The organism is Pseudomonas phytophila, assembly GCF_025643095.1.
GTDB classification, from domain to species: domain Bacteria; phylum Pseudomonadota; class Gammaproteobacteria; order Pseudomonadales; family Pseudomonadaceae; genus Aquipseudomonas; species Aquipseudomonas quasicaspiana.
The window spans coordinates 3762699-3789055 of record NZ_CP081201.1 but is presented as its reverse complement, the minus strand read 5'-3'; the positions used below and the strand labels follow the sequence as shown (position 1 = coordinate 3789055).

The 26357-nt window shown below is 57.5% G+C and carries 26 protein-coding genes; 7 read left to right on the top strand and 19 right to left on the bottom strand.

What is annotated here, in order from left to right:
* Window positions 1–33: 33 nt before the first annotated feature.
* The 3 genes from K3169_RS17150 to K3169_RS17140 form a co-directional block, all read right to left on the bottom strand.
* Window positions 34–1182, bottom strand: coding sequence for a MalY/PatB family protein (locus tag K3169_RS17150; RefSeq protein WP_231678178.1), 1149 nt, complete (start codon window positions 1180–1182; stop codon window positions 34–36).
* 98 nt (window positions 1183–1280) lie between these two features.
* Window positions 1281–2114 carry an amino acid ABC transporter permease gene (locus K3169_RS17145; protein ID WP_231678179.1) on the bottom strand — a complete coding sequence of 278 codons (834 nt, stop codon included), beginning with the start codon at window positions 2112–2114 and terminating at the stop codon, window positions 1281–1283.
* A complete protein-coding gene (locus tag K3169_RS17140; protein ID WP_027902818.1) occupies window positions 2111–2932 on the bottom strand; it encodes a transporter substrate-binding domain-containing protein in 822 nt (273 codons plus the stop codon). The genes K3169_RS17145 and K3169_RS17140 overlap by 4 nt, the downstream gene beginning before the upstream one ends.
* A gap of 205 nt (window positions 2933–3137) precedes the next feature.
* Between K3169_RS17140 and K3169_RS17135 the strand changes: the two genes are divergently transcribed.
* Window positions 3138–4055: a homocysteine S-methyltransferase family protein gene (locus tag K3169_RS17135; RefSeq protein ID WP_231678180.1), complete on the top strand. Its 918-nt coding sequence runs from the start codon at window positions 3138–3140 to the stop codon at window positions 4053–4055.
* 139 nt (window positions 4056–4194) lie between these two features.
* On the opposite strand, the gene K3169_RS17130 is transcribed toward K3169_RS17135, so the two are convergent.
* From K3169_RS17130 to K3169_RS17085, 10 genes are all read right to left on the bottom strand, one after another.
* Window positions 4195–4635: a CBS domain-containing protein gene (locus K3169_RS17130; RefSeq protein ID WP_027902816.1), complete on the bottom strand. Its 441-nt coding sequence runs from the start codon at window positions 4633–4635 to the stop codon at window positions 4195–4197.
* Between the two features lie 119 nt (window positions 4636–4754).
* Window positions 4755–5831, bottom strand: a complete 1077-nt coding sequence (locus K3169_RS17125; RefSeq protein ID WP_027902815.1) for a chemotaxis response regulator protein-glutamate methylesterase — start codon at window positions 5829–5831, stop codon at window positions 4755–4757.
* Window positions 5794–6321, bottom strand: coding sequence for a chemoreceptor glutamine deamidase CheD (gene cheD / locus K3169_RS17120; protein ID WP_099269309.1), 528 nt, complete (start codon window positions 6319–6321; stop codon window positions 5794–5796). Before cheD ends, K3169_RS17125 begins: the two co-directional genes overlap by 38 nt.
* Entirely contained in the window at window positions 6318–7127 is an 810-nt protein-coding gene (locus K3169_RS17115; protein WP_410478267.1) for a CheR family methyltransferase, read from the bottom strand. The genes cheD and K3169_RS17115 overlap by 4 nt, the downstream gene beginning before the upstream one ends.
* 15 nt (window positions 7128–7142) lie before the next feature.
* The gene (locus tag K3169_RS17110; RefSeq protein ID WP_027902812.1) at window positions 7143–7682 is read right to left on the bottom strand and encodes a chemotaxis protein CheW; all 540 of its coding nucleotides are present in this window, start codon (window positions 7680–7682) and stop codon (window positions 7143–7145) included.
* A gap of 38 nt (window positions 7683–7720) precedes the next feature.
* Window positions 7721–9379 carry a methyl-accepting chemotaxis protein gene (locus tag K3169_RS17105; RefSeq protein WP_231665863.1) on the bottom strand — a complete coding sequence of 553 codons (1659 nt, stop codon included), beginning with the start codon at window positions 9377–9379 and terminating at the stop codon, window positions 7721–7723.
* Between the two features lie 31 nt (window positions 9380–9410).
* Window positions 9411–11537, bottom strand: a complete 2127-nt coding sequence (locus tag K3169_RS17100) for a chemotaxis protein CheA (RefSeq protein WP_263267224.1) — start codon at window positions 11535–11537, stop codon at window positions 9411–9413.
* Window positions 11538–11587: 50 nt separating this feature from the next.
* Window positions 11588–11878 (bottom strand): lipid asymmetry maintenance protein MlaB, encoded by a 291-nt coding sequence (locus K3169_RS17095; RefSeq protein WP_122398400.1) that lies wholly within the window; start codon window positions 11876–11878, stop codon window positions 11588–11590.
* 37 nt (window positions 11879–11915) lie between these two features.
* On the bottom strand, window positions 11916–12284 hold the full coding sequence (locus K3169_RS17090; protein WP_027902808.1) for a response regulator: 369 nt from the start codon (window positions 12282–12284) through the stop codon (window positions 11916–11918).
* A 9-nt stretch (window positions 12285–12293) separates the two neighbouring features.
* Window positions 12294–13205, bottom strand: a complete 912-nt coding sequence (locus tag K3169_RS17085; protein ID WP_410478266.1) for a methyl-accepting chemotaxis protein — start codon at window positions 13203–13205, stop codon at window positions 12294–12296.
* Between the two features lie 700 nt (window positions 13206–13905).
* Between K3169_RS17085 and K3169_RS17080 the strand changes: the two genes are divergently transcribed.
* On the top strand, window positions 13906–14901 hold the full coding sequence (locus K3169_RS17080) for an aldo/keto reductase (RefSeq protein WP_263267223.1): 996 nt from the start codon (window positions 13906–13908) through the stop codon (window positions 14899–14901).
* Between the two features lie 210 nt (window positions 14902–15111).
* Here the strand turns inward: K3169_RS17080 and K3169_RS17075 are convergent, their stop codons facing one another.
* The 3 genes from K3169_RS17075 to K3169_RS17065 all read right to left on the bottom strand — a co-directional run bounded on the left by K3169_RS17075 (window position 15112) and on the right by K3169_RS17065 (window position 17624).
* Complete coding sequence (locus K3169_RS17075; protein WP_231677976.1) at window positions 15112–16026, bottom strand: IS3 family transposase; 915 nt, start codon at window positions 16024–16026, stop codon at window positions 15112–15114.
* A complete protein-coding gene (locus K3169_RS17070) occupies window positions 15942–16238 on the bottom strand; it encodes a transposase (protein ID WP_095096866.1) in 297 nt (98 codons plus the stop codon). Before K3169_RS17070 ends, K3169_RS17075 begins: the two co-directional genes overlap by 85 nt.
* 477 nt (window positions 16239–16715) lie before the next feature.
* A complete protein-coding gene (locus K3169_RS17065) occupies window positions 16716–17624 on the bottom strand; it encodes a LysR family transcriptional regulator (RefSeq protein ID WP_099269316.1) in 909 nt (302 codons plus the stop codon).
* Between the two features lie 101 nt (window positions 17625–17725).
* Between K3169_RS17065 and K3169_RS17060 the strand changes: the two genes are divergently transcribed.
* On the top strand, window positions 17726–18973 hold the full coding sequence (locus K3169_RS17060; RefSeq protein WP_263267222.1) for an aspartate aminotransferase family protein: 1248 nt from the start codon (window positions 17726–17728) through the stop codon (window positions 18971–18973).
* A gap of 218 nt (window positions 18974–19191) precedes the next feature.
* On the opposite strand, the gene ppnN is transcribed toward K3169_RS17060, so the two are convergent.
* Window positions 19192–20565, bottom strand: a complete 1374-nt coding sequence (ppnN, locus tag K3169_RS17055) for a nucleotide 5'-monophosphate nucleosidase PpnN (protein WP_027898418.1) — start codon at window positions 20563–20565, stop codon at window positions 19192–19194.
* A gap of 322 nt (window positions 20566–20887) precedes the next feature.
* The gene (locus tag K3169_RS17050) at window positions 20888–22846 is read right to left on the bottom strand and encodes a DNA topoisomerase III (protein ID WP_231677876.1); all 1959 of its coding nucleotides are present in this window, start codon (window positions 22844–22846) and stop codon (window positions 20888–20890) included.
* Window positions 22847–23092: 246 nt separating this feature from the next.
* On the opposite strand from K3169_RS17050, the gene K3169_RS17045 reads away from it, so the two are divergent.
* The 4 genes from K3169_RS17045 to K3169_RS17030 all read left to right on the top strand — a co-directional run bounded on the left by K3169_RS17045 (window position 23093) and on the right by K3169_RS17030 (window position 25938).
* The gene (locus tag K3169_RS17045; protein ID WP_027902743.1) at window positions 23093–23419 is read left to right on the top strand and encodes a DMT family transporter; all 327 of its coding nucleotides are present in this window, start codon (window positions 23093–23095) and stop codon (window positions 23417–23419) included.
* Window positions 23420–23521: 102 nt separating this feature from the next.
* Window positions 23522–24055, top strand: a complete 534-nt coding sequence (locus tag K3169_RS17040) for a DUF4174 domain-containing protein (RefSeq protein ID WP_027902744.1) — start codon at window positions 23522–23524, stop codon at window positions 24053–24055.
* A 153-nt stretch (window positions 24056–24208) separates the two neighbouring features.
* Window positions 24209–25159: a GlxA family transcriptional regulator gene (locus K3169_RS17035; protein WP_263267221.1), complete on the top strand. Its 951-nt coding sequence runs from the start codon at window positions 24209–24211 to the stop codon at window positions 25157–25159.
* 269 nt (window positions 25160–25428) lie between these two features.
* The gene (locus tag K3169_RS17030; protein ID WP_122704141.1) at window positions 25429–25938 is read left to right on the top strand and encodes a helix-turn-helix domain-containing protein; all 510 of its coding nucleotides are present in this window, start codon (window positions 25429–25431) and stop codon (window positions 25936–25938) included.
* Here K3169_RS17030 and K3169_RS17025 read toward each other — a convergent pair.
* Window positions 25830–26357 (bottom strand): GNAT family N-acetyltransferase, encoded by a 528-nt coding sequence (locus tag K3169_RS17025; protein WP_263267220.1) that lies wholly within the window; start codon window positions 26355–26357, stop codon window positions 25830–25832. The genes K3169_RS17030 and K3169_RS17025 overlap by 109 nt on opposite strands.

Sequence of the window (26357 nt, the reverse complement as noted above, 5' to 3'; positions counted from 1 at the left end):
TCCAACAGAAATATGTGCCGGTTTTTTGTTTCTTCACCGATCCCGCAAACTGCGCTCCATCCGCGCCAACCCTTCCTCCAGCAAGACCCTTGGGCAACCGAAGTTCAACCGCACGAACTGCTGGCAATCGTCACCAAACTCCACTCCCGCACTCAGCCCCACTTTGGCGTGTTCGAGGAAGAACTGCTGTGGATCGTCAAGACCCAGCGCGGAGCAATCCAGCCAGGCGAGGTAGGTGCTTTGTGGCAGGTGCATGACCACTCCGGGCAGTCGTTCTTTCACCGCTTGCGCCAGATAGTCACGGTTGGCCTGCAGGTACGCGTTGACGTCGCTCAACCATTCGCCGCATTCGCTGTAGGCCGCTCGCGTGGCTTCAAGACCCAGCACGTTGACGCTGTCGACCAGACCCAAGCGGCCTGCATTGAAGCGTTTACGCAGAGACTCATTCTGAATCACTGCAAAAGCGGTTTTCAGCCCGGCGATGTTATAAGCCTTGCTCGCCGACATCAGGGTGACAGTGCGCTGGGCAATCTGCGGGCTGAGAGAGGCGATGGGCACATGCCGGCGGCCATCGAAGAGGATGTCGGCGTGAATGTCATCAGAAATGATCAGCACGTCATGCTTCACGCATGCTTCGCCGATCAGGTGCAGCTCTTCGCCACTGAAAACCTTGCCCAGCGGGTTATGCGGGTTGCTCAGCAACAAGGCACCGGCGTTCGCCAGCTTGCCGTTCAGTGCAGCGATGTCGGTGTGGTACTCGCCGTGGGCATCAGCCTTGAACGGCAATTCGATACGCGGCTGCTGCCAGTGATTCGGCGCGTGGGACAGGGGCGAGTAATTGGGTGTTTGCAGGACCACGCCCGAGTTGGCCGGAACCAGTGCGTTGAGTGCCATGTTGAAGCCGGGCTCGACGCCGGGCAGGAACACCAGTTCTTCAGGCTGAACACGCCAGGCATAACGCTGCCAGAGGTACTCGACAACCGTCTGGCGCAGGTTGTCCTGTGCCACGCCGTACCCGAGCAGCGGATGCTCCAGTCGTTTCTGCAACGCCTGAATGATCGGCTCGGCCACCGGGAAATCCATGTCCGCTACCCACATCGGCAGCACGTCGGCGGGATACAGGCTCCACTTTTTGCTGTCGGTGCCGTGGCGTTCGAATACGGTGTCCAGTTGGGTCGTCATTTCAGTCTCTAGAGGCAGGGTGCAAGGGCGACAGGTTAGCTGCGCCCATCGCATCGGTCCACCCGCACCTGAGTTGACTGAACGGTGCCGTGATCAACTCAGCGCTGGTTTTTGTAAGCCTTGCCGTAGTGCCGCTCCAGACGTGCCTGAATCAACTCCAGTCCGATGGACAGCAGCCAATAGATCAGCGCCGCAGTGGTCAGCATTTCGATATAACGGTAGGACGACCGGCCGTAAGACTGCGCGAGGAACATGACTTCCCAGACACCCATTACCGAGATCAGGGACGAGTCCTTGAGCATGGAAATGAATTGGCTGGTGGTCGGCGGAATGATGGTGCGCATGGCTTGCGGCAGTGTGATCTGCCAGAACACCACGCCAGGGCGCATGCCCAGTGCCGCAGCGGCTTCACGTTGCCCGGGTGAAACACCGATGATGCCCGCCCGAAAGATCTCACTCAGGTACGCGCCGTAGTTCAGGGACAGGGCAATGATGCCCGCGCTGATCGCGCCCGGCACCACGCCCAGTTGCGGCAGACCGAGATAGATCAGCAGGATCTGAATCAACAGCGGCGTGCCACGGAAGAACGATGCATAAAAACTGGCGATGCCAAACGCCACGGCACTCTTGGACAAGCGCGCCAGGGCCGTGGCAAAGCCCAGTATCAGCGAGAGCCATATCGAGCAGAAGCACAGGAAGAGGGTCAGCGCGGCGCCTTGCAGGAAGCCGTTGGGTGCCAGATGCAGGCCGACCAGATATTCCCATTTCGCGGCGATGATCGAAAACTTCAGGTCGAAGCTCATGAAAAACGCGATGCACAGACCGAGCATCACCATCCAGGTCAGGTACAGCCGCGTTTTGAAGCCGAAAATTCGCAGCAGGCGCGAAGATCCGGCGTTCAGGTCTGGCGGGGCAGGTTGATGCTCGCTCATTGGGTAATGTCAGAGCCGATCCATTTTTGGGAGATCTTGGCCAGCGTGCCATCGGCCTTGAGTTCGGCGATGACTTTGGTCAGCTTCGCATCCCATTCGGCATCGCCTTTTTCGGTGGCGACGACATTGGGTTCGGCGTAAAGAGTTTCGCCAGCGATCTTGAAGCGTGGATCCTGATTGATACGCTCACGTGCAGTGATCAGGTTGGTGATCATCGCGTCGAGACGGACACCCGCGCCCAGTGCTAGGTCCTGAAAGGCCACGGTTTCGTTGTCATACGGTGCAGCCTGAACAGCGTCGAACGGGTAGCTGATCGGCTTGTCTTCCGCACCTTCAATGACCAGATCCTTGTTCAGGTAAGCCTCGTAGGTCGAAGCGCTGATGACGCCAACTTTCTTGCCCGAAAGGTCTTTGGCTGACTTGATCGCATCATTCTTGGCGTTGACCACGATGACCGCTGGCGACTGGTAGTACTCAACCGGGAAGTTGAATACCTGAGCGCGGGCCGCGCTTGGAGTCATGGAGCAGATGCACACGTCATAGCGGCTGCCCCAGTGGCCTGCGGCAATGACGTCCCAGGACGGTGTTGCCAGTTGCAGCTTCACGCCCAGCTTGTCGGCGACTGCTTTTGCCACGTCCACGTCGAAACCGTCGAGCTGGTTTTGATCATTGAGGAAGGAAAACGGTGGGTAGTTCTCCATCATCACGCCGACCATTTCGCCTTTTTTATTGATTTTATCCAGCGTCGCACCGGCCATGGCGGTAGAGCAGACGGACAGCAGGGCAAGACTCAAAGGCAAAACAGCACGTAGATTCATCACATCACCGAATAGATCGAATACAAATAATTGGTATATATTTAAACGCGATATTAAAAATGTCCTTAATTATTAATTGATCTATACGACTTTGTTTTGGTTATAAGCTACGGTTTTTGGGTTTAATCAAACGCTCTTACTGTTCAATTCAATCAGCCGTTGCCTGTGTATTCCCGCAACGGACGCCCGGCTTTCAGGAGTTCCCATGTCCACAATCGAAAAATCAATTCCGCTACGCTTGCTTGACGGCGGCATGGGGCGGGAACTCATGCGTATTGGTGCGCCATTCCGTCAGCCTGAGTGGTCGGCGCTGGCGCTGATCGAAGCACCGGAATTTGTCCTCAAGGCGCATCAGGCTTTTATCAATGCCGGGGCGCGGATTATCACCACCAACAGTTATGCGCTGGTGCCGTTTCATCTGGGTGAAGAGCGTTTCACTGCGGACGCTCCGGCGCTGTCCGGGCTGGCGGGCCGGCTTGCACGTCAGGCTGCAGCAGAGGCCGATCAATCTATTCAGGTGGCGGGGTCGTTGCCGCCAGCGTTGGGTTCTTATCGTCCGGATCTGTTCGATCATGATCAGTCGGTCGCGATCCATCGCATCCTGATTCAGGGTCTGAAGGCTAGCGTGGATGTATGGCTGGCTGAAACCCAAAGCTCGATCGCTGAAGTACGCGCTGTACGTGAAGCGCTGGGGCAGGACGACAAGCCTTTGTGGCTGTCGTTTACCCTGGAAGACGGTGAAGACCATGGTCCTCGTTTGCGCTCCGGCGAGACGGTGGCTGAGGCCACAGCAGTTGCCATCGAACTGGGTGCGCGAGCAGTGCTGTTCAACTGCAGCCAGCCGGAAGTCATGGCCTCTGCGCTGGTGGCTGCGCGTGAAGTGATTGATGCAGAATCGGCGCAGATCGAGTTGGGCGTGTATGCCAACGCGTTTCCGGTAATGGAAGTGGAAGAAGAAGGCGCCAACGACACTTTGCACGAGATCCGCGCAGACTTGGGGCCTGACGCCTATGCAAAGTGGGCGAATACCTGGGTGGAGAAGGGCGCTTCGGTGATCGGTGGCTGCTGCGGCATCGGGCCAGAGCACATCGCGGCGTTGCGCGGTCATTTCAAGCTGGCGTAGACCCAGGCAATCACGCCAGTGATTTGTAGGAGCGCACGAGCACCGCGAGGCCGCGATGGCGGTGTGTCAGGCAGAACGCTATCGCGGTGCTCGTGCGCTCCTACAGGGTCATTATTCGCCGTGAGATTGCGCGCAGGCATCAATCCCCGCGAATGTATTGCTCCAGTTGCTTAATCAGGCTGGCCTGCTCGTCTATGGCCTCTTTGACAAGGTCACCGATGGACAGCAATCCCAGCAATTCGCCGTTTTCCACAACCGGAAGGTGGCGCAGGTGGCTGTCGGTCATGATGCCCATGCAGGCTTCGACGCTCTGTTGGGAGTCGACGGTGATGACTTTGCTGCTCATGATCGCGCTGACCGGGGTGCCCACCGAGGAGCGGCCCTGAAGGACCATCTTGCGCGCATAGTCGCGCTCGCTGACTACGCCTACCAGCTTGCCATTGTCGACCACGGGCAGCGCGCCGATGTTTTTCTCGGCCATGAGCCTGAGCGCATCGAGCACCATCTGATGAGGGGAGATGGTGTGGACTTTCTGATTCGAAGACGCCTTGAGCTTGAGCAGTTGTGCGACGGTTTTCATTTGTTGTTCTCCCGTGACGACCCGAGGCGGCGTAGGGCGGCCTGACAGTCTGCAAACAGCATCGTAGACCGCGCCCCACAGAGCAAGCTGCAAAACCGCATCAAGGCATTAGAAAAACGCTATTTGTGCAGGATTGCGTGCTGGATGTCGTGTAGAGGCATGATGCGTTGCGCGGCATTCAGTTTGATCGCTTCCTTGGGCATGCCGAACACCACGCAGGTTGCTTCATCCTGAGCGACGGTCGAGCTGCCAGCGTCCAGCATTTCCTTCAGGCCGCGGGCGCCATCATCGCCCATGCCGGTCATGATGATGCCGGTGGCGTTCTTGCCAGCGAATCTGGCGACTGAGCGAAACAGCACGTCCACTGACGGGCGATGACGATTTACCAGCGGACCATCCACCACTTGTACGTGGTAAAACGCGCCACTGCGGGTGACCATCATGTGTTTGCCGCCCGGCGCGATTAGCGCAAGGCCTGGCAGGATGCGGTCGTTATTCTTTGCCTCGCGTACTTCAATCTGGCTGAGACCGTTAAGACGTTCGGCAAAGGACGCGGTAAATTTCTCCGGCATGTGCTGCACGATAACGATGCCCGGACAGACGCGGGGCAGGGCGGTCAGCACTGCTTCCAGGGCCTGAGTGCCACCGGTGGAGGTGCCCAGTGCGACGATGCGTTCGGTGGTCTGGGCCATGGCGTGACCCTGCGCGGCAGGCAGAATGGCATCGGCGCTCAAGCGTGTCGCAGGTGTCAGTACTGGCGCTGCTGCTCGTCGGCCAAGGTTTTTGACATTGGCGTTGGCTGCCGCACGAATTGCACCGACCAGTTCCGCCGCAGACTCCAGCAAAAAATTCTTTAACCCGGTAGTGGGCTTGGTGATGACTTCCACCGCACCGGCTGACATCGCCTGCAGGCTGGTTTCGGCGCCTTTCTGGGTGAGCGAGGAGCAGATCACCACCGGAGTAGGACGCTCGCTCATGATTTTCTTCAGGAAGGTAATGCCGTCCATGCGGGGCATTTCCACGTCCAGCACGATCACGTCCGGCCATTCTTTGGCCAGTTTTTCCATGGCGAAGATCGGGTCCGATGCAGCTCCCATCACATGGATATCAGGCGTGTCGTTGAGGATGGCCAGCAGAACTTGACGAACTACCGCCGAATCATCGACTAGCAGTACGTTTATTTTTTTCGTGGCCATGTTCCGTGGTTGTCCTTATTGGTTTGTGTCTGACCCAGACATGTCCGTTGCACAGGTCGAAAATGACGTTGCGGTAGCCTGTACTGCCCATGTCCTGTGCAATCAGATCCAGATCATGTCTGTTGGCAAGCTCCAGTGCCGCACGGACGTTCATCCGCGCAACGTCACTGTAATGCACGCCGCGCTTATGGTGGGGGAACATCTCGCCGCCCCCGAACAACTTGAGTTGATAGTCTTCCGGCGCCGTACGGTGTGCCTTGGCGTACTCGAGAAACATCTCGATCGCCTCGTCACCGTATTTACCGTTCAGCACGCCGCATCGGTGGGTCCGGGTTGGCAGCATGAAGTGGCACATAGCGCCAATCTTGCGCACCGGATGCCAGAATGTGATGCCAACGCAGGACCCGAGGATCGTGCGTATGCGGGTAGGGCTTGTCGCGAAGTGGAAATCGCCCGGCGCCAGAAAGACTTCATCAACGGTGGTAGTCATGGTTTGCGATAGATCGAGGGTGCTACCAGTTTCAATGCATCGCTGACGCCGTTGAGGCTTTCAGAGTGGCTGACAATGAAATACCCACCGGACTTGAGGCGAGGGAACAGACGGGCAACAACCTTGATCTTTGTCTCCTGGTCAAAATAAATCATCACGTTACGTAAAAAGATCACGTCGAACTCGCCGAGTTCCGGCAGAGCCTCATTTAGATTGACCTGAATAAAACTGACCCGGTTGCGCAACCCACGGTCCACCAGAAAAGTACCGTGCTGTTTACCGATACCTTTGAGGCAATACTTGTGCAGCAGGGGCTGGGGCAGGTTGGTGGCGCGCTCCATGGGGTAATGCCCGGCACGGGCCTTGGCAAGCACCTGGCTGCTGATATCCGAGCCGATAATTTCCCACGGCGTGGTGCCAAGGCTTTCGGCCAGGGTCATTGCCAGACTGTAAGGTTCTTCGCCTGAGGAGCTTGCTGCACTCCACACCCGAAAAGTCTTGCCCGGCGTTGCTTTGGGCAATACCTGCTGGCGTAAAAAATCAAAGTGTTTGGGCTCACGGAAGAAATAGGTTTCATTGGTGGTGAGCAAATCCAGCGCAACCTGAAGTTCGTCGCTGCGCTGGCCGCTCATGATCAGCTTGAAGTATTCGCCGTAGCTTTCCAGCTCATAGTGCTTGAGGCGCTTGAACAAGCGGCCCGCCACCAGCGCTTTTTTCGCAGGTGACAGGCTGATGCCCGCGGCTCCGTACAGCCAGGACTGAAACTGACTGAATTCCCTGTCGTTGAGCACTGTTCCGTTCACGATATCTGCCGTCCCGGATCAGCGTTGTTCGGCTTCGATGGCCGGAATCTGATCGACTGCGGCCAGACTCGACATTTCGTCGATAGACAGCACCTGATCAACTTCCAGGACGATGACGAACTTGCCATCGACCTTGGCCATACCGCTGATGAAATCGGCACGAATCTTTGCACCGAAGCTCGGTGGTGGTTCGATTTGCGAAGCGGGGATGTCCATCACCGCTGACACGGTGTCCACCAGCAGGCCTATGTCCTGTGACTGGCCGTCCGCTGTATTGGCTTCGATGATGACCACGCAACTGCGACGGGTAATCGTCGAGTTGGGGCGGCCAAAGCGCGCCGACAGGTCCACTACCGGGACCACCGCGCCGCGCAGGTTGATCACCCCGCGGACGAAGGCCGGCATCATCGGCACGACAGTAAGATTGCCGTACTCGATGATTTCTTTGATGCCAAGGATCCCGATGGCGAACATCTCGGTGCCGAGCATGAACGTCAGGTACTGCTCCTGTTCCTCAACGACCGTCACGTTTTGTCGTGTCGTAGCGATTGCGCCCATGTCTGTCTCCTTCATGACAAGCGAGTGGGTGGATCCGCTCAGAATCGAGTGAATTCGGATTCATCCGGGGTGCTTGCCATGTTGTACGCAAAAGACTTCTGCGGCGCTTGTGGAGCCGGGCGAGAGGGCTTGCGGCTTGTAGTGCCTGAAGAGTTATCGAACTTCGCCGGCTGGCTGGCGGCTTTCGGCGCAGCGTCCAGGGTGAAGAAGCTCATGGCCTGTTGCAGTTGCTCAGCCTGACTGCTCATCTCTTCAGCAGTGGCAGCCAGTTCTTCGCTGCTCGACGCGTTTTGCTGAGTGACCGAGTTGAGCTGGGTCATTGCCGTGTTGATCTGCGCGACACCGGCGGCCTGTTCTTCGGAGGCGGCGCTGATTTCCTGAACCAGATCCGAGGTTTTGTTGATCGACGGGACCATCTCATTGAGCAGGTTGCCGGCTTTCTCTGCCATGTCGACGCTGCTGGACGACAGCTCGCCAATTTCCTGTGCTGCGACCTGGCTGCGTTCCGCGAGTTTGCGCACTTCAGCGGCAACTACGGCGAAGCCTTTGCCGTGCTCACCTGCACGCGCTGCTTCGATGGCCGCGTTGAGGGCCAGCAGGTTGGTTTGATAGGCAATGTCGTCAATGATGCTGATACGCTGGGCGATTTTCTTCATGGCCACAACGGTCTGCTGCACGGACTCACCACCATCGGTGGCTTCCTTGGCAGCCTTGCTGGCCATGCCGTCGGTGACTTTGGCGTTTTCGGTGTTCTGGTTGATGCTGGCGCTCATCTGTTCGATGGAGGCGCTGGTCTCTTCCACACTGGCCGCTTGTTCGCTGGTGGCCTGGCTCATGGACTGAGCGGTGGCGCTGACTTCTTCAGAGGCGCTGGCCAGATTGTCTGCTGCGTTGCGCACTTCACCGATGATGTGCGAGAGCTTGCCGACCATGTTTTGCATGGCGTTGATCACCATGCCGGTTTCGTCTTTCGAGCCGGGGTTGATATGGACGTTAAGATTACCTTCGGCCAGTTGTTCGGCAACAATCGCCGCTTCTTTCAATGGGCGGGAAATGACTCGCGAGATAAATAACGCCAGACCCAGGCCGACGATTAGCGCCGAGATCAACACTGCGATGATCGAAATCCGCGCGGTTGCGTACAGCTCATTACCCAGCACATTGGCTTTTTCAGCACCGGCGTCGTTGAACTCGACCATTTTCTGCAGGTCCGCTGTCACCAGGTCAAAAGTACGTTTCGACTCACCCCGCAACAGAGCACGTGCATCGGCTTCTGCACCCTGCATGGAAAGGGCCAGCACGTTTTTGCTGACGGTCAGATAAGCGGCCCAGTCAGACATCATCGTGTCGAAAAGCTGGCGTTCATCCGGCCCGGAAATGAGTTTTTCATAGACCGCGACCCGGCTCTCAAACTGCTTCCTCGCTTCCGCCGCTTCTTGCTCTGCGGTCGTTTTTTCCTGAGTGGATTCGGTGCTGATGTGGCGGTTTTCCTTGAGGCGGTAATTGGCCGCCTGGAAGCGCATGGCGGACGCCGCACGCATGGACGGCATCCAGTTATCGCGAATGTCGCTGGCGGTGTCATTCACTTGACCCAGCTGAATGATGGAGAAAACGCCCATGACTGCGGTGAGGGCGAGCACCGTGAGAAATGACGCGATCAACTTCGTGGCGATCTTCAGATCGTAAAACCATTTCATCGGGTGTTACCTCCATGGAAATGCGGATGCATCAACGGGCAGTGGCTGGCGATTGGGCTGGATTAGAGGTGTAGCGTGTTTCAAGGTGTACGATCTGGCTGAGCAAAGCAGGAACATCGAGAATCAATGCGACGGCGCCGCTGCCCAGAATGGTTGAGCCGCTGATGCCGCGCAGTGCGCCGAACAGCTTGCCCAACGGTTTGATCACGGTCTGGAATTCACCCAGCAGGTCGTCTACAACCAGTCCCGCCTTGTGATCGGCATAACGCACCACCACTACATTCTGGCGGCGAGCGGCAGGGCCGTCGTGGTGGAAGTGGTCACGCAGATAAACCAATGGCAGCACTTCACCGCGCAGGTCCAGATAACCCTGTTCGCGGCTGATCTGACGGTCGTCCTCGCTGAGTTCGATGCACTCCTGGACCATGTCCAGCGGGATCACGTAGGTGGATTGACCGATACCGACGAGGAAGCCGTTGATAATGGCCAGTGTCAGCGGCAAACGAATGCGTATGACGGTGCCTTGCCCCGGTTTACTGTCCAGATCGACGGTGCCGCGCAGCAGGGTAATGTTGCGCTTGACGACGTCCATGCCGACGCCACGCCCTGAAAGGTTGGTGACCGCTTGGGCGGTGGAGAAGCCTGGTTCGAAAATCAGGTTGTAGATTTCCTGATCGGTCAGCGTCGCGCCGGGGGCTATCAGGCCGCGTTCCTGGGCTTTTTCCAGAATCCGGTCGCGATTCAGTCCGGCGCCATCGTCGGCGATTTCCAGGACGATGCTGCCCGAGTCATGGTAGGCATTGAGGTGCAGATGGCCCTTGGCAGGCTTACCGGCGGCAAGACGCGCCTCGGCACTTTCAATGCCATGATCCATGGAGTTTCGCAGCAGGTGCATGAGAGGGTCGCCGATTTTCTCGACAACGGTTTTGTCCAGTTCAGTTTCGGCACCGCTGATCATCAGGTCGATGTCTTTGCCCAGTTCCTGGCTGACATCCCGTACAACACGGCGGAACCGGTTGAATGTGTCGCCAATGGGGATCATCCGTAGACGCAACGCTCCGTCGAGAATTTCTTCTACCAGCCCGGAAACTGTCGAGGTGGACTCTTGCAATGGGTCGTTGTCGCACGTACGGGCGATCAGGGTGGCACCCGCACTGGCGATCACCAGTTCACCGACCAGATTGATCAGTTCGTCGAGTTTGTCGGCGTTGACCCGGACGTAGCGGCCATCTTTGCCTTTGCTCTCGGCGGGCTTGTCGCTGGCAAGCTGTTTTTCATTGGAGACGTTGGCCGGTACGCGTGGCACCGAGCGCTGATCTTCCAGCAACTCGCCCATGGCAACCATGCCGGTGCCTTGATCGGCGATGGTTGGTGACTGGGACATCAGTTCAGTGCCCGAGCAGTCCTGCTGACTCTCAGTGTCGGCTTTGGTGATTTCAACGAGACAGTCTTCGCGCACGAAATCAAAGACTTCGTTGATGGCGGCGTGGGTCGCACTGGAATAGAAGTCGATTTCGAAGCCCAGATAGCAAGACTCTGCATCCCAGGCTTCCAGTGTTGGCAAGTTGTCGGTCAGCGTCTGCACCGTGACGATCTCACCCAGCGTGTTCAGGAAACGCAGGAACGACAAAGGGTCCATGCCATTGCGAAACACGTCGTGACCGAAGCGCAGGGAAATATGCCAAAGCACGGCATGGGTCTGTTCGGCGTGGACTTCAGCGTCCGGAATGACTTCCAGCTCATCGTTGCTGACATTCGCAGGGGCCTGATAAGCCTGAAGGCTTTTACGCAGTTCGGCTTCACGAGCCAGTGCCGGAGCTTGCAGCTGGCCGCCCTGACTGGCGACGACATCAATCAGTTCGAGCATGTGATCGCCGGATTTCAGCAGCACCGCTATCAGGCCTGCGTCGGCTGAAACACTGCCTTCGCGCAGTCGGTCCAACACGTCTTCGACGATGTGCGTAAAGCTGACAATCGGGTCGAGCCCGAACAGACCCGCCGAGCCTTTGATAGTGTGCGCTGCCCGGAAGATGGCGCCAATCGCGTCGGCATCGCCGGGTTCGCTTTCCAGTTGCAGCAATGACTCTTCCATCGCCTCCAACAGCTCGCGAGCCTCGACGATGAACGTTTGTAATGCCTGGTCGAGATTAATGCTCACGCTCAGTTCCCTTTGGTGATGTCAGCTGCAGCAGCCGGGCGAGTCGGTAGTCAAACCGACGGGCCCATACCACTCAGTTGCAGGGTTTCCAGTACCGCATTGCTATGCCCGGTCAGGGTCAGTGCCGTCCCGGCCTTCGAGGCCTCGCGGGTAACCATGATCAGCAGTTGCAAGCCTGCGCCGTCCATTTCGGTGATCTGCGAAAGATCGATCTGCATCTGCGGCGTTGCGCCCAGTCGCGGAAGCAACTGAGCGGACAAGTCCGAGGCGGTGTAAATCGTCAGCTCACCGTCGATGTTCACGTGTGCCGTGTCATTGAGAATTTCACATGCAAGCGGCATCACAACCTCCTGGTATCAGGCATCAAGTAGCAGGCAATCAGGGCAGAATCAGCTTGGAAACAGCCGCGAGCATTTGTGCTGGCTGGAACGGCTTGACCACCCAGGCTTTTGCGCCTGCTGCCTGGCCTTCCATTTTTTTCGATTCCTGAGATTCGGTGGTCAGCATGATGATCGGGGTGAACTTGTAGTTCGGCAGCTTCTTGACCTCTTTGACGAAGGTGATGCCGTCCATGTTTGGCATGTTCACGTCGCTGATGATCAGGTGCACTTTCTGCCCGGTGAGCTTGCTCAGGGCGTCACGGCCATCGCTCGCCTCGATAACGTCATAACCTGCGCTTTTCAGGGCGATGCCGACCACTTGTCGAACGCTGCTGGAGTCGTCGACGACCAGAATGTTTTTAGCCATGTGGCTCTCCTAGAAAAAGGTTATTTCTTGTGAATTCTGTTGTCCGGCGCTGCTGCCGTGGTGCGTGTTGCGCTGCTCGTCGGTGGCGTAGGTCGCTTCCATACGCGCGAGCCAGCTGCGTGCATCAATCGCCACGGCCTGGTCAGGTGCCTGCGTCGCCTGCTGAAGATGGGCGTGCAGGTCGTCAATGTTGTCGCGCACATGAACCAGTATCTGGCTGACCCGATCCTGAAATTGCAGGCTGACCAGCACTTCTGTCATTTCGTCACGGATACCGAAACTTTCCTGTTGAAGCATTTCGGCGGACTCGGCGAGGCGCTCGGTCACGCTCTTGAAGCGCTCCAGTACGCGCTGAATGGTGTTCTCGGAGTTCGCTACCGAGTTGCTGTCCTGGTCCGCGCCACTGGAAGCGGCCTGCACCAGTTGGTTGATGGCGCTGTTGATGATGTCGACCTTGGCGGACATCTGCTGACCGGTCTCACTGGACTTGCTCGACAGGCTGCGCACGGCGTCGGCGACCACCGCAAAACCGCGCCCGGCTTCGCCCGCGCGGGCCGCTTCAATGGCTGCGTTGAGTGCCAGCAGGTTGGTTTGTGCGGCGATGGCTGCGACGTCGGCGGCCATTGTGCGCAATTCACCGGTGTAAGCAGTGAGGTTGCGAACCTGAGCCAGGGTTTCGTCACGGCTGGTCTGCGTGGCCTTGAGAGAATCGATGACCTGCACCAGATCGCTGTCGCTTTGCGCGAGTACTTGCAGCGCACCATCGCCACTTTGACCGCCAAGATCACCCGCCGCATGTTGCGACGCATGAACCGTTTCCTGCAGCCGCGAAGAGATGCCCGTGAAGCGCCCGGTCAGGGTGACGATGGCGGTTTCGGTCTGCTCCCGTGAGCTTTCGACTTGCTTGGCCCAGATGGGCATCGCGCCCAGCAGGACTTCATTGATCTGCGCGCTGGATTTCAGCGATGCGCTATTGGCAGTTTGCTGTTGTTGCAAGCCCGCAGCGATGGCAATGGCCTGCAGTTTCCGGTTTTGACTGGCCGCCGCGAACAACCCCGTGGCAACACCGACAGCCAGTACCGCGGCACTCAGACCCATGTTCAATTGGGTAGAGGCCGACAGCAACAGCGCGGCACATCCTGCAGCAGCAGGCACCAGTGGAAACCACAGGAAGAGCGTCTGGCGGCCTTGAACAGGAGAACTACCGTTTTGGCTCTGCATCATGGTTCGATCCTTGAACGACTCAATAAGGAGAAATGGCGAATACTTTGTTATCTGCAAACACGACTGAGACTTTAGTCACATTAATGGCGTCAATCGTCAGTCGATTTGACGACGACTGCTTCATTCGAGGGTGAGTTGGCGCACCTGTGTTGTTCTGGGGGTGTCCATTACCTGTGTTTACTAGGGATTCCCCGATTGAGGGTCAGGAAAAAGCGTAGCAGTGCAATTTCAAACCAGGAAATAATTTGTCTTGAATACTTGGAACTTTTCTTATCCCCAGGGCTTCTGGACACTGAACACCCCTCATTTGGTCAGGCTTGATGAGCGGTCCCCACAGCAGCATCTTGCACGGCTATCCTCAGGGGCTTGAGTTTTCGAAGCCCGAAGGAGAAGCAGCATGCAATATCGTCAATTCGGCCGGACAGGCCTCAGTGTTTCCCGGCTTTGTCTGGGAACCATGACCTTTGGCTTGCAGACTGACGCTCAGGTTTCACACCGAATCATTGATCACGCCACGGATGCCGGGGTGAACTTCATCGACACGGCGGACGTTTACCCACTCGGTGCCAAATTCGATGCAGTGGGGCGAACCGAGGAAGTGGTTGGCAGCTGGCTCAAAGGTAAACGTGACCGCTTCATCCTCGCCACCAAGGCCAGTGGCTCCATGGGGCCCGCGGCCTGGAATAAGGGTAATTCGCGCAAGCACCTGCTCGATGCCATTGAAGCTTCGCTCAAACGATTGAACACCGACTATGTCGACCTTTATCAATTGCATATGGATGACCCGCTGACCCCGCTGGATGAGACCCTTGAGGCGCTGGACATCATCGTCAAGCATGGCAAGGCGCGTTATATCGGGGTGTCGAACTTCCTGGCTTATCGAATGGCGAGGATGCTGGGAAGGGCGGACTACCTGAGGCTGACCCGCTTCGTTTCCATTCAGCCGCGCTACAACCTGTTGTTCCGCCAGATCGAGCGCGAGTTGTTGCCTCTGGCCAAAGAAGAAGGGCTGGCGGTCATTCCCTATAACCCGCTGGCCGGCGGTTTGCTGACCGGCAAGCATGCGCTGGAACGCACGCCCAGCGATGGTCGTTTCACGGCGAGTGTGGGCGAGGCGGGGGAGATATATCAGCAGCGCTACTGGCATGAGCGTGAGTTCCAGAGTATCGAGCGGCTCAAGGCCTTGCTCAACGAGGCGGGCAAACCCATGACCACTACCTCTGTTGCATGGGTGCTGGCCAATCCGGTGATCACTTCGGCAATCATCGGAGCGAGTCGTCCGGAGCAACTGGATGACACCCTGGCTGCGGCAGATTTTGTGCTGGATGAGTCATTGAAGACGCAGCTCGATGAGATTACTCATGAGTATCGATGGGGGGATGCGGCGCGGTAGGGATTAATTGAATAGTCGGCCTGCAGCTCACGGAGATTACGAGGCCCGCGATGACGGTATGCCTGACATTCCGCCATCGCGGCCTCGCGGTGCTCGTGCGCTCCTACAGATTTTCATGTGCTGTGCGATCTAGCGATGTTCAGGCAGATGCTGGACCTGTAGGAGCCCATCTGTAATGGTCCAGTTTTTTTGGACCGTTCCGTAGGAGTGTTAGGCCGCCAGTTTTTCGAAAACAGCTGGCGGCAGGTTATTCGAGGCAGAGTGGCAACGTCGATGGTTGTAGTGAGCAATAAAATCCATCACGTCTCGTTCTGCCTCGAAGTGATTCGAGTAACCGTTCTCAGGTGACCAATCGTGTTTCTGTGATCGGAAGTAGCGTTCCACTACCGCATTGTCCCAACAGTTTCCGCGCCGACTCATGCTCTGCACGATTTGCTTCTCGGCCAGATAGCTAACGAAGCGGTCAGCGGTGTATTGGCATCCCTGATCCGAGTGAAACACCAGCTCGGAAGAAGGTCGGCGCAGCCCCACCGCAAGTCGTAAAGCCTGCAATGAAAGCTCGGTATCGGCCGTCCTTGAAAACGCCCAGCCAACGATCCTGCGCGAGAAAAGATCCATCACAATTGCCAGGTACAGCCAACTACCACCGACACGGATATAGGTAATGTCTCCCGCCCAGAACGTGTTGGGATGTTCAGGGTTAAAGCGTCGTGCCAGCACATTGGGCGCAATGTTGGACGGTTTGGTAGCCCGTCGATAGTGCGCATGCTGTGCCCGACGCCTCACCAAACCCAGACTCTTCATCAAGCTGCGCATACGATGACGCCCCATTTGGACGCCTTGTGCCTTCAGCGCTTTAACAAATCCGCGACTGCCCAGCGCGCCTCGATGTTCTTTGTGCAAAAGCCGGATCTTCTTCTCTAACTGCGGCTCGATACTGCGTTTAGCTCGAGGCCGACGCATGGCGTAATAACTGCTGCGAGGTATGCTCAGTACGCAGCACAAGCGTCGAACCGACAGCTTCTTTGTAGCGCCCTCAATCATTTTCTTCGGCCAAACAGCACCTTTAGATGAGAGGGCAACTGCTTTTTTAAAACATCGTTCTCGGCCTCCAGCAGTGCCAATCTGGCCTGCAGCGAGTCGATGAGATCTTGATCCTGAGGCCGGGTAGTTTGCGCGGCTCCTACCTGCTCCTTGCGCCACCGTGAAACCCAGCGCCGCAACGCGGTAGGCCCTACGCCAGTCTGCTCACACGCTTTAGGCACTGAGTAATTCAACTCAACGACAAGGCGAATAGCCTCGGCTTTTTCTTCGGCTGTAACGACCCGAAATCCCATGATGCTTCCTTAGGTTGATACTCCTACATCATGGTCCATAAATATTGAGCCACAACAATCGAGGTTACGAGGCCAGCGATTACGGTTTGCCTGATACACCGCCATCGCGGCCTCGCGGTGCTCGTGCGCTCCTACAGATAATTCAGTGGTGTGCGACCTAGCGATGTGTCAGGCAGATGCTGGACCTGTAGGAGCTCACCGAGGTTACGAGGCCAGCGATGACGGTTTGCCTGACACACCGCCATCGCGGCCTCGCGTTGCTCGTGCGCTCCTACAGATATTTCATGTGGTGTGCGACCTAGCGATGTGTCAGGCAGATGCTGGACCTGTAGGAGTGAGCTTGCTCGCGATTCGGTTTTTTGGTCGACGAATTTATCGCCTGAACCGACGCTATCGCGAGCAAGCTCACTCCTACAGGGTCCTTGGTTGCCGCGAGACAGCGCGGTGCCATGGACGCGGGCGACTCGGCGACAACTGTCAAACAGGCCGACCCCATAATTCCACGACATAGTCGACAAAACTGCGTAGCTTCGGCGAGCGGTAGCGATCCTGGGCGTAAAGCAGGTGCATGGGGCGGCATGGAAGTTGGTAGTCAGGTAGCAGGGCGATCAGCTTGCCGTTTTCCAGATCTTCCTGAACCAGCGCGTCAGGCATCATCACGATCCCGGCTCCGGCGCGTGCAGCTTTGTGCAGTCCCGCAGAGGTGTTCATGGTGATCGGGCCGCTGACCGGCACTAATATTTCGCCTTCAGCCCCCGTTAGTCGCCAGTGTTTTTCGACTGAACTCCAGTCATCTCCGGCCGGGTAGGCAAACGCCAGGCAATCATGCTGCTGCAAATCCATAGGCTCGACGGGTGTGCCGCGACGTTGCAGATACGACGGTGCTGCGCACAGGGTTAGGGTGTAATCCTGCAAGGGCCTGGCAATCAGGCTTGAGCTATGAATCTGGCCCAGACGAATCGCCGCGTCGAACCCCTGACCGATCAAATCCATGCGCTCGTTGCTCCACACAATATCCAGCTTGATTTGCGGGTAGCGGCGGATGAACTCGCTTAGCGCCGGCGCGAGGCTTTCCGAGCCGAATGTAAACGGTGCAGTAATGCGCAAGGTCCCTTGGGGGATGTCCTGGGATTGCGCTGCCAATTGCTCCGAATCGGCAACCAGCGCCAGAACATCCACACAACGCTGGTAGTACGTAGCGCCAAACTCAGTCAGCCCCTGGCGACGCGTGGTGCGTTTGAGCAGGCTGACCCCCAGTCGTTGTTCGAGCCCGCGCAAATGGTTGCCCACCATGGTGGTCGACATACCGCACTCGAGTGCAGCGGCCGTCATGCTGCCGGTTTCCACCACTTTGACAAACACCGACATTGCCTGGAGCAAATCCATTATCAAGCCTTACTTTTAAATCATTGAAGGAAATCGCCGTTTATCCAGCTCAGGTTGCTAACGATACTGGAAAAAAACACGCCTGAGATGGAGTTTCGAACATGACCGCCACTTGCCTGATGAGCACCTACCTTCCGTTGACGCTAAGTTTCACTGGCGGCCTTGGCACTCGCCTGTGGGATGAGGCAGGTCGCGAGTATCTGGATGCGGTGGCGGGTGTTGCTGTTACCAACGTCGGTCATTCGCACCCCCGGCTGGTGGCGGCGATCAGTGAGCAGGCAGGCTTGCTGATGCACACTTCTAACCTGTACAGCATTCAGTGGCAGCAGGAGCTCGCTCGGAAGTTGACCGGGCTGGCGGGCATGGACCGGGCGTTTTTTAATAACTCCGGCGCGGAAGCCAATGAGACGGCGTTGAAGCTGGCCCGGCTGTATGCCTGGCACAAAGGCATTGAAAAGCCGCTGGTGGTCGTGATGGACAATGCATTCCACGGTCGGACGCTGGGGACCTTGTCTGCCAGTGATGGGCCTGCCGTGCGGTTGGGTTTCAATTCGTTACCGGGTGATTTCGTCAAAGTGCCATTTGGCGATCTCGCCGCACTGGACAAGATATGCAAGACCTATGGCCATCGCATCACGGCCATCTTGCTGGAGCCTATTCAGGGCGAAAGTGGCGTGCAACTGGCTCCGCCGGGTTATCTGAAGGCCTTGCGTGAGTTGTGCAGTCGGCGCGCGTGGTTGTTGATGCTGGATGAAATTCAAACCGGTATGGGCCGCACCGGGCGGTGGTTCGCGTTCCAGCATGAAGGCATCGTCCCGGACGTAATGACATTGGCCAAAGGCCTGGGCAATGGCATCCCCATCGGTGCCTGCCTGGCGCGAGGCAAAGCGGCTGAGCTGTTCACGCCGGGCAGCCATGGCAGCACGTTCGGCGGCAACCCGCTGGCTTGCCGGGCTGGCTGTACAGTCGTGGATATTCTCAAGGATCAGGGCCTGCTGGATAACGCCCGGTTGCAGGGCGAACGGTTGCTGGCCGGATTGCGCGCCGCCCTGAGTGAACACCCGGATGTTCTGGATATTCGTGGCAGGGGCTTGATGGTGGGCGTCGAGTTGACCCGACCATTGGCAAATCTGGCAGCGATTGCCGCACACGAGCATGGCCTGCTGCTTAACGTCACGCGGGGCAAGACGATTCGTCTGTTACCGCCGTTGACCGTCAATGAGCAGGAGATCGATGAGATTGTGTTGGGGGTTTGCAAGACGCTGGCGTCGTGTACTGGGGTGGGAGGACGCGGCCTGAAGGCTGAGGTGTTGCCAATGACGTTGACGCTTGAAGAGGTATGTAGCTGAGCGGCTTTATCTGGCATTCCGGTTAATTTTGCGGTGACTGTATCGTCGGAGTGCCGCCCAGACCAAGCCACGCTCCCACAGGGTATGCAATCTCATGTGGGAGCGAGGCTTGGTCTGGGCGGCACTCCGACGATTCAGGCGCTGAGGTTTAACTTTGGAGCCGTATTTCAGCTAAACGAATAGCCGCAGTACGATCAATCAATAACTCACAACAGCCCTCAAGTCACCACCCGATAGCAGGGCTCATACGCCGCGCCACCTGGCAGCTTCATGCGGTGCTGTTCGACGAACGCGTGCAGCAGTCGATCCAGCGGTTCCATGATTTCGTTGTCGCCATGGATTTCGTATGGCCCATGTTGCTCGATCAGACGAATACCTTTGTCTTTGACGTTACCGGCGACAATCCCCGAGAACGCACGACGCAGATTGGCCGCCAGTTGATGCGGCGGTAATGATCGGCTCAACTGCAGGGCTGCCATGTTTTCATGGGTCGGATCAAACGGATGCTGGAAGCCTTCGTCGATTTTCAGCAGCCAGTTGAAGTGGAACGCGTCATTGCGGTCACGGCGGAACTGTTTGACGGTCTTGAGCCCGGCAGTCATTTCCCTGGCCACTTCAGCCGGGTCGTCGATGATGATCTGGTAGTGCTTGTAAGCCGATTCGCCCAGGGTCGCGCCTACAAACGCGTGCAGTTGTTCCAGATACGGCGCAGCGCTTTTCGGACCGGTCAGCACCACCGGGAAAGGCAGGTCGTGGTTGTCCGGGTGCATGAGGATGCCCAGCAGGTAAAGGAACTCTTCTGCGGTGCCCGCACCACCCGGGAAGATAATGATGCCGTGGCCAACGCGCACGAAGGCTTCAAGGCGTTTTTCAATATCGGGCAGGATCACCAACTCGTTGACGATCGGGTTAGGCGCTTCTGCCGCGATGATGCCGGGTTCGGTCAGGCCCAGATATCGACCTCCGTTGATCCGCTGTTTGGCGTGGGCAATGGTCGCGCCCTTCATCGGGCCTTTCATCACGCCGGGACCGCAACCGGTGCAGATGTCCAGGCTACGCAGGCCAAGTTCATGGCCCACTTTCTTGGTGTATTTGTACTCTTCGGTGTTGATCGAGTGACCGCCCCAGCAAACCACCATCTTCGGTTCAAGACCCGGACGCAGCGTGCGAGCGTTGCGTAGCAGATGAAACACGTAGTCGGTGATGCCTTGGGAGCTTTCGAGATCAATGCGCTGGCTGTCCAGCTCGCTCTCTGTGTAAACGATGTCGCGCAAGGCGCTGAACAGCATTTCACGAGTGCTGGCGATCATTTCGCCGTCGACGAATGCATCGGCGGGCGCATTGAGAAGCTCAAGGCGTACACCACGATCCTGCTGGTGAATGCGGACTTCGAAACTCTCGTAGGCCTCAAGAATGGTCTTGGCGTTATCGACATGCGCGCCGGTGTTGAGAATAGCCAGGGCGCACTGGCGGAAGAGGGTGTAAATGCTGCCTGAACCGGCGGCGCTGAGTTGCTGTACTTCGCGCTGGGACAGTGTTTCGAGGCTGCCCTTGGGACTGACCGAGGCGTTGATTACTTGTCTTGGGGGCATTCTGAATTCCCTTGAAGAAATGCCGGTGAGCCAGTCGGGCTCACGCGCATCTGAATAGTGAGACCCTGCGTTTCCCTGCACGAAAAGGCGGCAGGGCGGGCAAGTGTCTTGTTGAATACCGTGGGGCAAAAGCCAACACCACGGTTTAAGCGGGCCGACAAACCGGGTTGACTCAATATCCTCCTTGTCTGAGTTGCTGCTCTTGATTATTGAGGTGCGGCTGATTGTGCGCACCTGAGCAGGCATCGCCATTCAACCGGTGAATCAATTAAGCGTCAACTCCTTGCAAGTGAGTGGGTTACAGCTGGCATCCTATACCCGATCACGGTTTGCTGGCAGTTTTGGCTGCACGTCGTGGCTTGGCGGTACTGGTGCCCGCAGGTTTGCGCTTGCCGGTCTTGCGTTTGCCTTTCCATGGCGGCTTGCCTCCGGCAGGACTTGCAGATGCGGTAATGACCATGCGCGTGCCCATACAGCGGCTGATGTGCTTGCTCATCCAGGTGGCCTGCCGGGCGACAAACTCTTCGAGACTCATCTCGCCAGCCTGGACCATGTCCAGCGCCTGTTCCCAGATGGCTGTAGTGCCCGGATCGGCGATTGCGCGGGGCACCGCGTCGATCAGGCTGAATGCAGCCGGTGTCGCCGCCAGGGCTTTGCCGTTCTTGCTCAGATAACCTCGATCCAGCAAGCCCTGAATGATGCCAGCACGTGTCGCTTCTGTGCCGATCCCGGTAGTGTCCTTGAGTTTCTGTTTGAGGCGCGGGTCTTCCACCAGACGGGCGACATTCTTCATCGCCTTGATCAGGTCACCTTCTGTGAACGGCTTGGGTGGCTGGGTCCAGAGATCCTTGAGAGTGACGTTGTCGACCGCGTAATCGCTGCCCTCGGTCAGCTTTGGCAAGGCTTGCGGTGCGGGCGCTTCCCGACCTTTTGGGGGCGTCAGAGCTTCCGGCAATGCGCGCTTCCAGCCTGGTTCGACGATCACCTTGCCGGTCGCCCGGAGCTTTTCACCGCCACAGTCGAAGTCGGCCTGCGTGCGATCGTATTCATGGTTGGGCAGAAACTGCGCAAGGTAACGGGCCCGAATCAAGGTAAACACTGCGCGGTATTTGCCGGTCAGTTGATCGAGGGATTTGCCCGCGCCGGTGGGGATGATGCCGTGGTGAGCGCTGACTTTTGCGTCGTTCCAGGCCCGAGAGCGGCGACCTGGATCAAGGTGTTTGAGCAGCTCGTTCAGCGCCGGGTCTGCGCGACCCAGTGCGGCAATGATCTTCGATGCATCGCTGTGCTGGCTGACTGGCAGGTAACCGCAGTCGCTGCGTGGATAGGTGATGACTTTGTGGGTTTCATATAGCGCTTGAGCAACGTCCAGTGTTTCCTGTGCGCCGAGACCCAATTTTTTCGAACATACCTCCTGCAACGTACCGAGGTCGAAAGGCAGCGGCGCGGCTTCACGTACCCGTTCGGTTCGCAGTTTCAGAAGCCTGGCAGTCGCCGCGTTGCGCATGGTTTCAGCGGCTTGCTGCGCAGTCGTCTGATTCAGGCATCGATCCTGGTCGTCACAGACATCTGCAGCGGCACGCCATTGAGCAGTGAAGGGCTGGTCAGCGTGGAGCAGTTGCACATCGATAGCCCAGAAGGGCACGGGCACGAAATCGGCGATGCTGCGATCACGATCCACTACCAGCCGCAGCGTCGGGGTTTGTACGCGTCCCACCGGCAATACGCCTTGATAGCCCGACTGGCGGCCGAGGAGGGTGAACAGGCGACTCATGTTCATGCCGATCAGCCAGTCTGCCCGTGAGCGTCCCAGCGCCGAGTGGTAAAGGCTGAAGGTTTCGGCGCCTGGCCTGAGGGCGTTCAAGGCCTTGCGGATTGAGGCATCGTCGAGCGCCGAGAGCCAGAGGCGTTGTATCGGTCCGCGATAACGACAATGGTCCACCAGCTCCCGGGCGATCATCTCGCCTTCGCGGTCGGCATCGGTGGCGATGACCAGTTCGGAGGCTTCGCCCAACAGGCGTTTGACCGCTTTGAACTGACTGGCCGTGCGTGGCTTGACCAGCATCTTCCATTTTTCCGGAACGATGGGCAGGTCATCCAGCACCCAGCGTTTGTAGCGAGCGTCGTAACTGTCAGGTGGCGCGGTTTCCAGCAGATGGCCGATGCACCACGTCACCGTAGCGTTGGGCCCCACCCAGCAGCCATCACCACGTCGACTCGCGCCTAGTACAGCGGCGATATCTTTGGCCTGGGAGGGTTTTTCGCACAGAAACAACCGCATGGGTACCATCGTTTTTTACGGGTTTTGATGGGGGCACAGCATGAGCAGTAAGGACGTTTTCGGCAAGTTTTATCTGTATGGATATACAGATAAAACTTGTGGGAAGGTGCCAGGAGGCGGTTTGGAATGCAGTTTTTGTGGGAGCTGCGCAATTCACTGGGACCGGCTTTCAACCTTGCACCAACCGCTCTGGCACCGCTATTTTGTCCCGACGCCAACTAAAGAAAACCATTCCGAGGAAGTTCGATGAGCTGGATGTTTCTGTTATTCGCAGGTGCCTGCGAAATCATCTATGCCGCGGTAATGCCCCGTACCGATGGTTTTACCCGGCTGTTGCCCAGTCTGTTCTGCGGTTTTTTCATCTGTCTGAGCATGTACCTGCTGTCTGTGGCGACCCGCACCATTCCGGTCGGTACGGCTTATGCTGTATGGGTCGGAATCGGTGCGTTGGGCACTGCGGTTTACGGCATGCTGGTACTGGGCGAAGATCGCAGTGTGTTGCGGATTTTGTGTTTTTTGCTGATTCTGGCTGGCATTGTCGGACTGAAGCTGGTGTCCGCACCCGTTAAATAAAAGGGTTGCGACGGCTGTTGAGCTATACCCAATGAGAACAAAACATCTAAAACAGCGTCGAAAGCCCGACTAGTGTCCTGTCTAGGTTTGAAGGAGCCATTTATGTTTATCCGGTCGTTGACCCTCGCCACGTTGCTTATCTCTGCGGGCCCTCTGCTCGCGGCTGACAGCGACAGCCCTCTGAACCAGGACCGCGGCAAGTCGCGCCCATTGATTGTTATCGCGCCGAGCACACTGGACCCGACACTGGTCAACCTGCAAAAAGAGCTCAAGGAACCGGAAAACCAGAAGGGTTTCGCAGAGCGTGGCATGGTGCTTTATACGGTGGTTGCCATGATCGGCAAACGTGACGGTAAAGACCTTGATCCTCAGTCAACCATGGCGCTGATTCGGGAGCTGAAACTGGGGGCGAGCAGGGGAACCAAGGTCGTTCTGGTGGGCAAGGACGGTGAGAAAAAACTCGACCAGCTTGGCCCTGTTTCCGTGAAAGATTTGTTCACCACGGTTGATCAATTACCAACCGAAGAAAAGGCTGCCACCGCTCCGGCAGCGGTTGCACCGGTGCCTGAGGCCAAGCCCGGCGCGGAAAAGGCTGGCAAGCCAGCGAAAGGTGCGCCTAAAACCCTCGATGACTGAGCCGTAAAGGTCTGAAACTGGCGAGCCAGCCGATAGCGGCGAAGCGCCACTCAAAACGTTAGTATGTGCACGGGTCAAGGCCCGGGACCGACGCAGCCGCGGTCCCGGGCCTTTGCTTTAGGGTGTTGAACTCGATTTGGGCGATGTAAGAGCATGAAGACCGTTGCAATCGTTTTGTTTCCTGACTTCCTGTTGCTCGACATGGCCGGGCCGATGGAGGTGTTCTCTATCGCAAACCGCTATCTCGAGCCCTCCAGACACTATCAGTTGACCACTGTGGGCACCCAGGCGTCGGCCATTCGCGCGTCAAATGGCGTCACGGTTCACCCTGACGTCTGCGTTGAAACTGCACCGACAGCCTTCGATCTGCTGCTGGTACCGGGTGGTCCGGGGTCTTATAACGACAGTCATCCGCCGCTGGTGGCCTGGCTGCAGCGAGCGGCGCAGGAATCGACTCTCTACGGTTCGATTTGCACCGGCGCTTTTTTGCTGGGCAGAGCCGGTTTGCTCGACGGTCACACCGTCACCACTCACTGGCATTACACCGAGCGCTTGATCAAGGGTTTCCCGGCGGCTCAGGTGACCACCGACCAGATCTACATCAAGGATCGCCGCCTGGTGACTTCTGGCGGGGTCACGGCAGGGATCGATCTCGCACTGGCACTCGTAGCGGAAGATCACGGCAGAAAAGTCGCGCTGGATGTCGCCAAGGTTTTACTGGTGGTAATGAAGCGGCAGGGCGGTCAGGCGCAATTCAGCCCGCTGGTGGCGACTGTTGCCACGCAGGAAACGCCGATCACCCGGATACAGAACTACCTCATCGAGCACCTTGACGAAGAGTTCAGCATCGAGCGAATGGCTTCGATGGCAGCCATGAGCCCGCGACATTTCGCTCGGGTATTCAGCCGAGAAGTGAACATGACGCCGATGGAGTTCATCCAGAATGCTCGACTGGACCGGGCGCGCAATCTGCTGGAAACCACCGTGCTGCCGCTCAAGACAATTGCTCACCGCAGTGGCTTTGGTAGTGTGCGTTATATGCGCTCACTGTTCAGCGACAGGCTGGGTTTGACACCGAGCCAGTATCGACAGCAGTTTGGTTGATCGATTGCTTTGTTATAGTCTTGCGGTCTTTGTGGGAGCGAGGCTTGCCCGCGATAAGGCTGGATGCGATAGAACCTGATATCTGCGGTGCCCTCATCGCGGGCAAGCCTCGCTCCCACAGGTTTTGTGTGTGCTGCTCGATAGCACCGTGCTGCCAAGGTTTGTCCTGATCAGGCACCTTGATGGCCGTTGTGCTCCCCTCGTGAGGGTTGTTAGAAAACTGACGACTGCGAAGATGACTCCAGGATATTTCGCAAGGTTTTATCGTCATGGACAATCCGCTGCACGACGTCAACGACGGGCTGAATGAGCCGGTCACCGGCGGTCTTTCTCCTGGCCGGTTGGCATTGGTCAAACAACTCATCACTGCTGACCTGAGCAAGAAAGTCTCTGTGCCTTTTCTGGCAGCGTCCTGCGAGTTGACGCGCAGTCATTTCTCGCGCTCATTCAAGCGCAGCACGGGCATGTCCCCCCAGGAATGGATTCGCAACCAGCGCATCGAGCAGGCCAAGCAACTGATCAAAGAGTCGGAAATGACCCTCACGCAAATCAGCGCCGAATGCGGGTTTTGCGATCAGGCGCATTTCTCTCATATGTTCAGCAAGACCGAAGGTACCAATCCCGCGCGGTGGCGGGGCCATGCACGCAAGTTGAAGGCGGCCAGCGTGCGTCAGGACTCGCGTAATTCCCGCCACATATGGACCTTGGAAATAAATCCGGTTGCGGTCGCTACGGCCAATGGCTCCAGGCCAAATGATGCGAATCCGTTGTGCTCGTAAAGCTTGCGTGCTGATGCATTGTTTTCACTGACAGTCAGTTGTACCAGCAACGTGTGTGGCCGCTTACGTGCATAGCTCAACGCCGCATCGATCAGTGACTGGCCCAGACCTTTGCCTTGCTGCTCGGCCACCACATACATGCCGAACAGTAAAACCTTGTGTCGCGCCCGTTGCCGGTTGCTGAAGGTCAGCCCTACCGCACCCAGGACGGCGTCACCGTCAGTGATGCCGAACACCACTTGCCCGGCATCTTCTGCCGCATTGAGCCGGTTTTCCCACCAGGACAAGGGCAGGGCCGCGCGCTCTTCTGTGGAGGAGGTGAATGCCTCGGGGTGCCGTGTGTAGGCGTCCAGCATCAAATCTCGATAAGCCGCTGCGTGCCGGCCCTGCAAACGTTCAATCCTGAATGCACTGGACAT

Excerpts from the sequence above, each read along its gene's own strand:
- K3169_RS17070 (WP_095096866.1), bottom strand. The coding sequence starts at position 16,238 with ATGGGATTTCGGGTCGTTACAGCCGAAGAAAAAGCCGAGGCTATTCGC.
- K3169_RS17090 (WP_027902808.1), bottom strand. The coding sequence starts at position 12,284 with ATGGCTAAAAACATTCTGGTCGTCGACGACTCCAGCAGCGTTCGACAA.
- K3169_RS17080 (WP_263267223.1), top strand. The coding sequence starts at position 13,906 with ATGCAATATCGTCAATTCGGCCGGACAGGCCTCAGTGTTTCCCGGCTT.
- K3169_RS17050 (WP_231677876.1), bottom strand. The coding sequence starts at position 22,846 with ATGCGGTTGTTTCTGTGCGAAAAACCCTCCCAGGCCAAAGATATCGCC.
- K3169_RS17095 (WP_122398400.1), bottom strand. The coding sequence starts at position 11,878 with ATGCCGCTTGCATGTGAAATTCTCAATGACACGGCACACGTGAACATC.
- K3169_RS17060 (WP_263267222.1), top strand. The coding sequence starts at position 17,726 with ATGACCGCCACTTGCCTGATGAGCACCTACCTTCCGTTGACGCTAAGT.
- K3169_RS17045 (WP_027902743.1), top strand. The coding sequence starts at position 23,093 with ATGAGCTGGATGTTTCTGTTATTCGCAGGTGCCTGCGAAATCATCTAT.
- K3169_RS17105 (WP_231665863.1), bottom strand. The coding sequence starts at position 9,379 with ATGAAATGGTTTTACGATCTGAAGATCGCCACGAAGTTGATCGCGTCA.
- K3169_RS17110 (WP_027902812.1), bottom strand. The coding sequence starts at position 7,682 with ATGGGCGCAATCGCTACGACACGACAAAACGTGACGGTCGTTGAGGAA.
- K3169_RS17035 (WP_263267221.1), top strand. The coding sequence starts at position 24,209 with ATGAAGACCGTTGCAATCGTTTTGTTTCCTGACTTCCTGTTGCTCGAC.
- K3169_RS17065 (WP_099269316.1), bottom strand. The coding sequence starts at position 17,624 with ATGGATTTGCTCCAGGCAATGTCGGTGTTTGTCAAAGTGGTGGAAACC.
- K3169_RS17135 (WP_231678180.1), top strand. The coding sequence starts at position 3,138 with ATGTCCACAATCGAAAAATCAATTCCGCTACGCTTGCTTGACGGCGGC.
- K3169_RS17085 (WP_410478266.1), bottom strand. The coding sequence starts at position 13,205 with ATGCCCATCTGGGCCAAGCAAGTCGAAAGCTCACGGGAGCAGACCGAA.
- K3169_RS17125 (WP_027902815.1), bottom strand. The coding sequence starts at position 5,831 with ATGGCCACGAAAAAAATAAACGTACTGCTAGTCGATGATTCGGCGGTA.
- K3169_RS17130 (WP_027902816.1), bottom strand. The coding sequence starts at position 4,635 with ATGAAAACCGTCGCACAACTGCTCAAGCTCAAGGCGTCTTCGAATCAG.
- K3169_RS17145 (WP_231678179.1), bottom strand. The coding sequence starts at position 2,114 with ATGAGCGAGCATCAACCTGCCCCGCCAGACCTGAACGCCGGATCTTCG.
- K3169_RS17150 (WP_231678178.1), bottom strand. The coding sequence starts at position 1,182 with ATGACGACCCAACTGGACACCGTATTCGAACGCCACGGCACCGACAGC.
- K3169_RS17040 (WP_027902744.1), top strand. The coding sequence starts at position 23,522 with ATGTTTATCCGGTCGTTGACCCTCGCCACGTTGCTTATCTCTGCGGGC.
- K3169_RS17025 (WP_263267220.1), bottom strand. The coding sequence starts at position 26,357 with ATGTCCAGTGCATTCAGGATTGAACGTTTGCAGGGCCGGCACGCAGCG.
- ppnN (WP_027898418.1), bottom strand. The coding sequence starts at position 20,565 with ATGCCCCCAAGACAAGTAATCAACGCCTCGGTCAGTCCCAAGGGCAGC.
- K3169_RS17030 (WP_122704141.1), top strand. The coding sequence starts at position 25,429 with ATGGACAATCCGCTGCACGACGTCAACGACGGGCTGAATGAGCCGGTC.
- cheD (WP_099269309.1), bottom strand. The coding sequence starts at position 6,321 with ATGACTACCACCGTTGATGAAGTCTTTCTGGCGCCGGGCGATTTCCAC.
- K3169_RS17140 (WP_027902818.1), bottom strand. The coding sequence starts at position 2,932 with ATGAATCTACGTGCTGTTTTGCCTTTGAGTCTTGCCCTGCTGTCCGTC.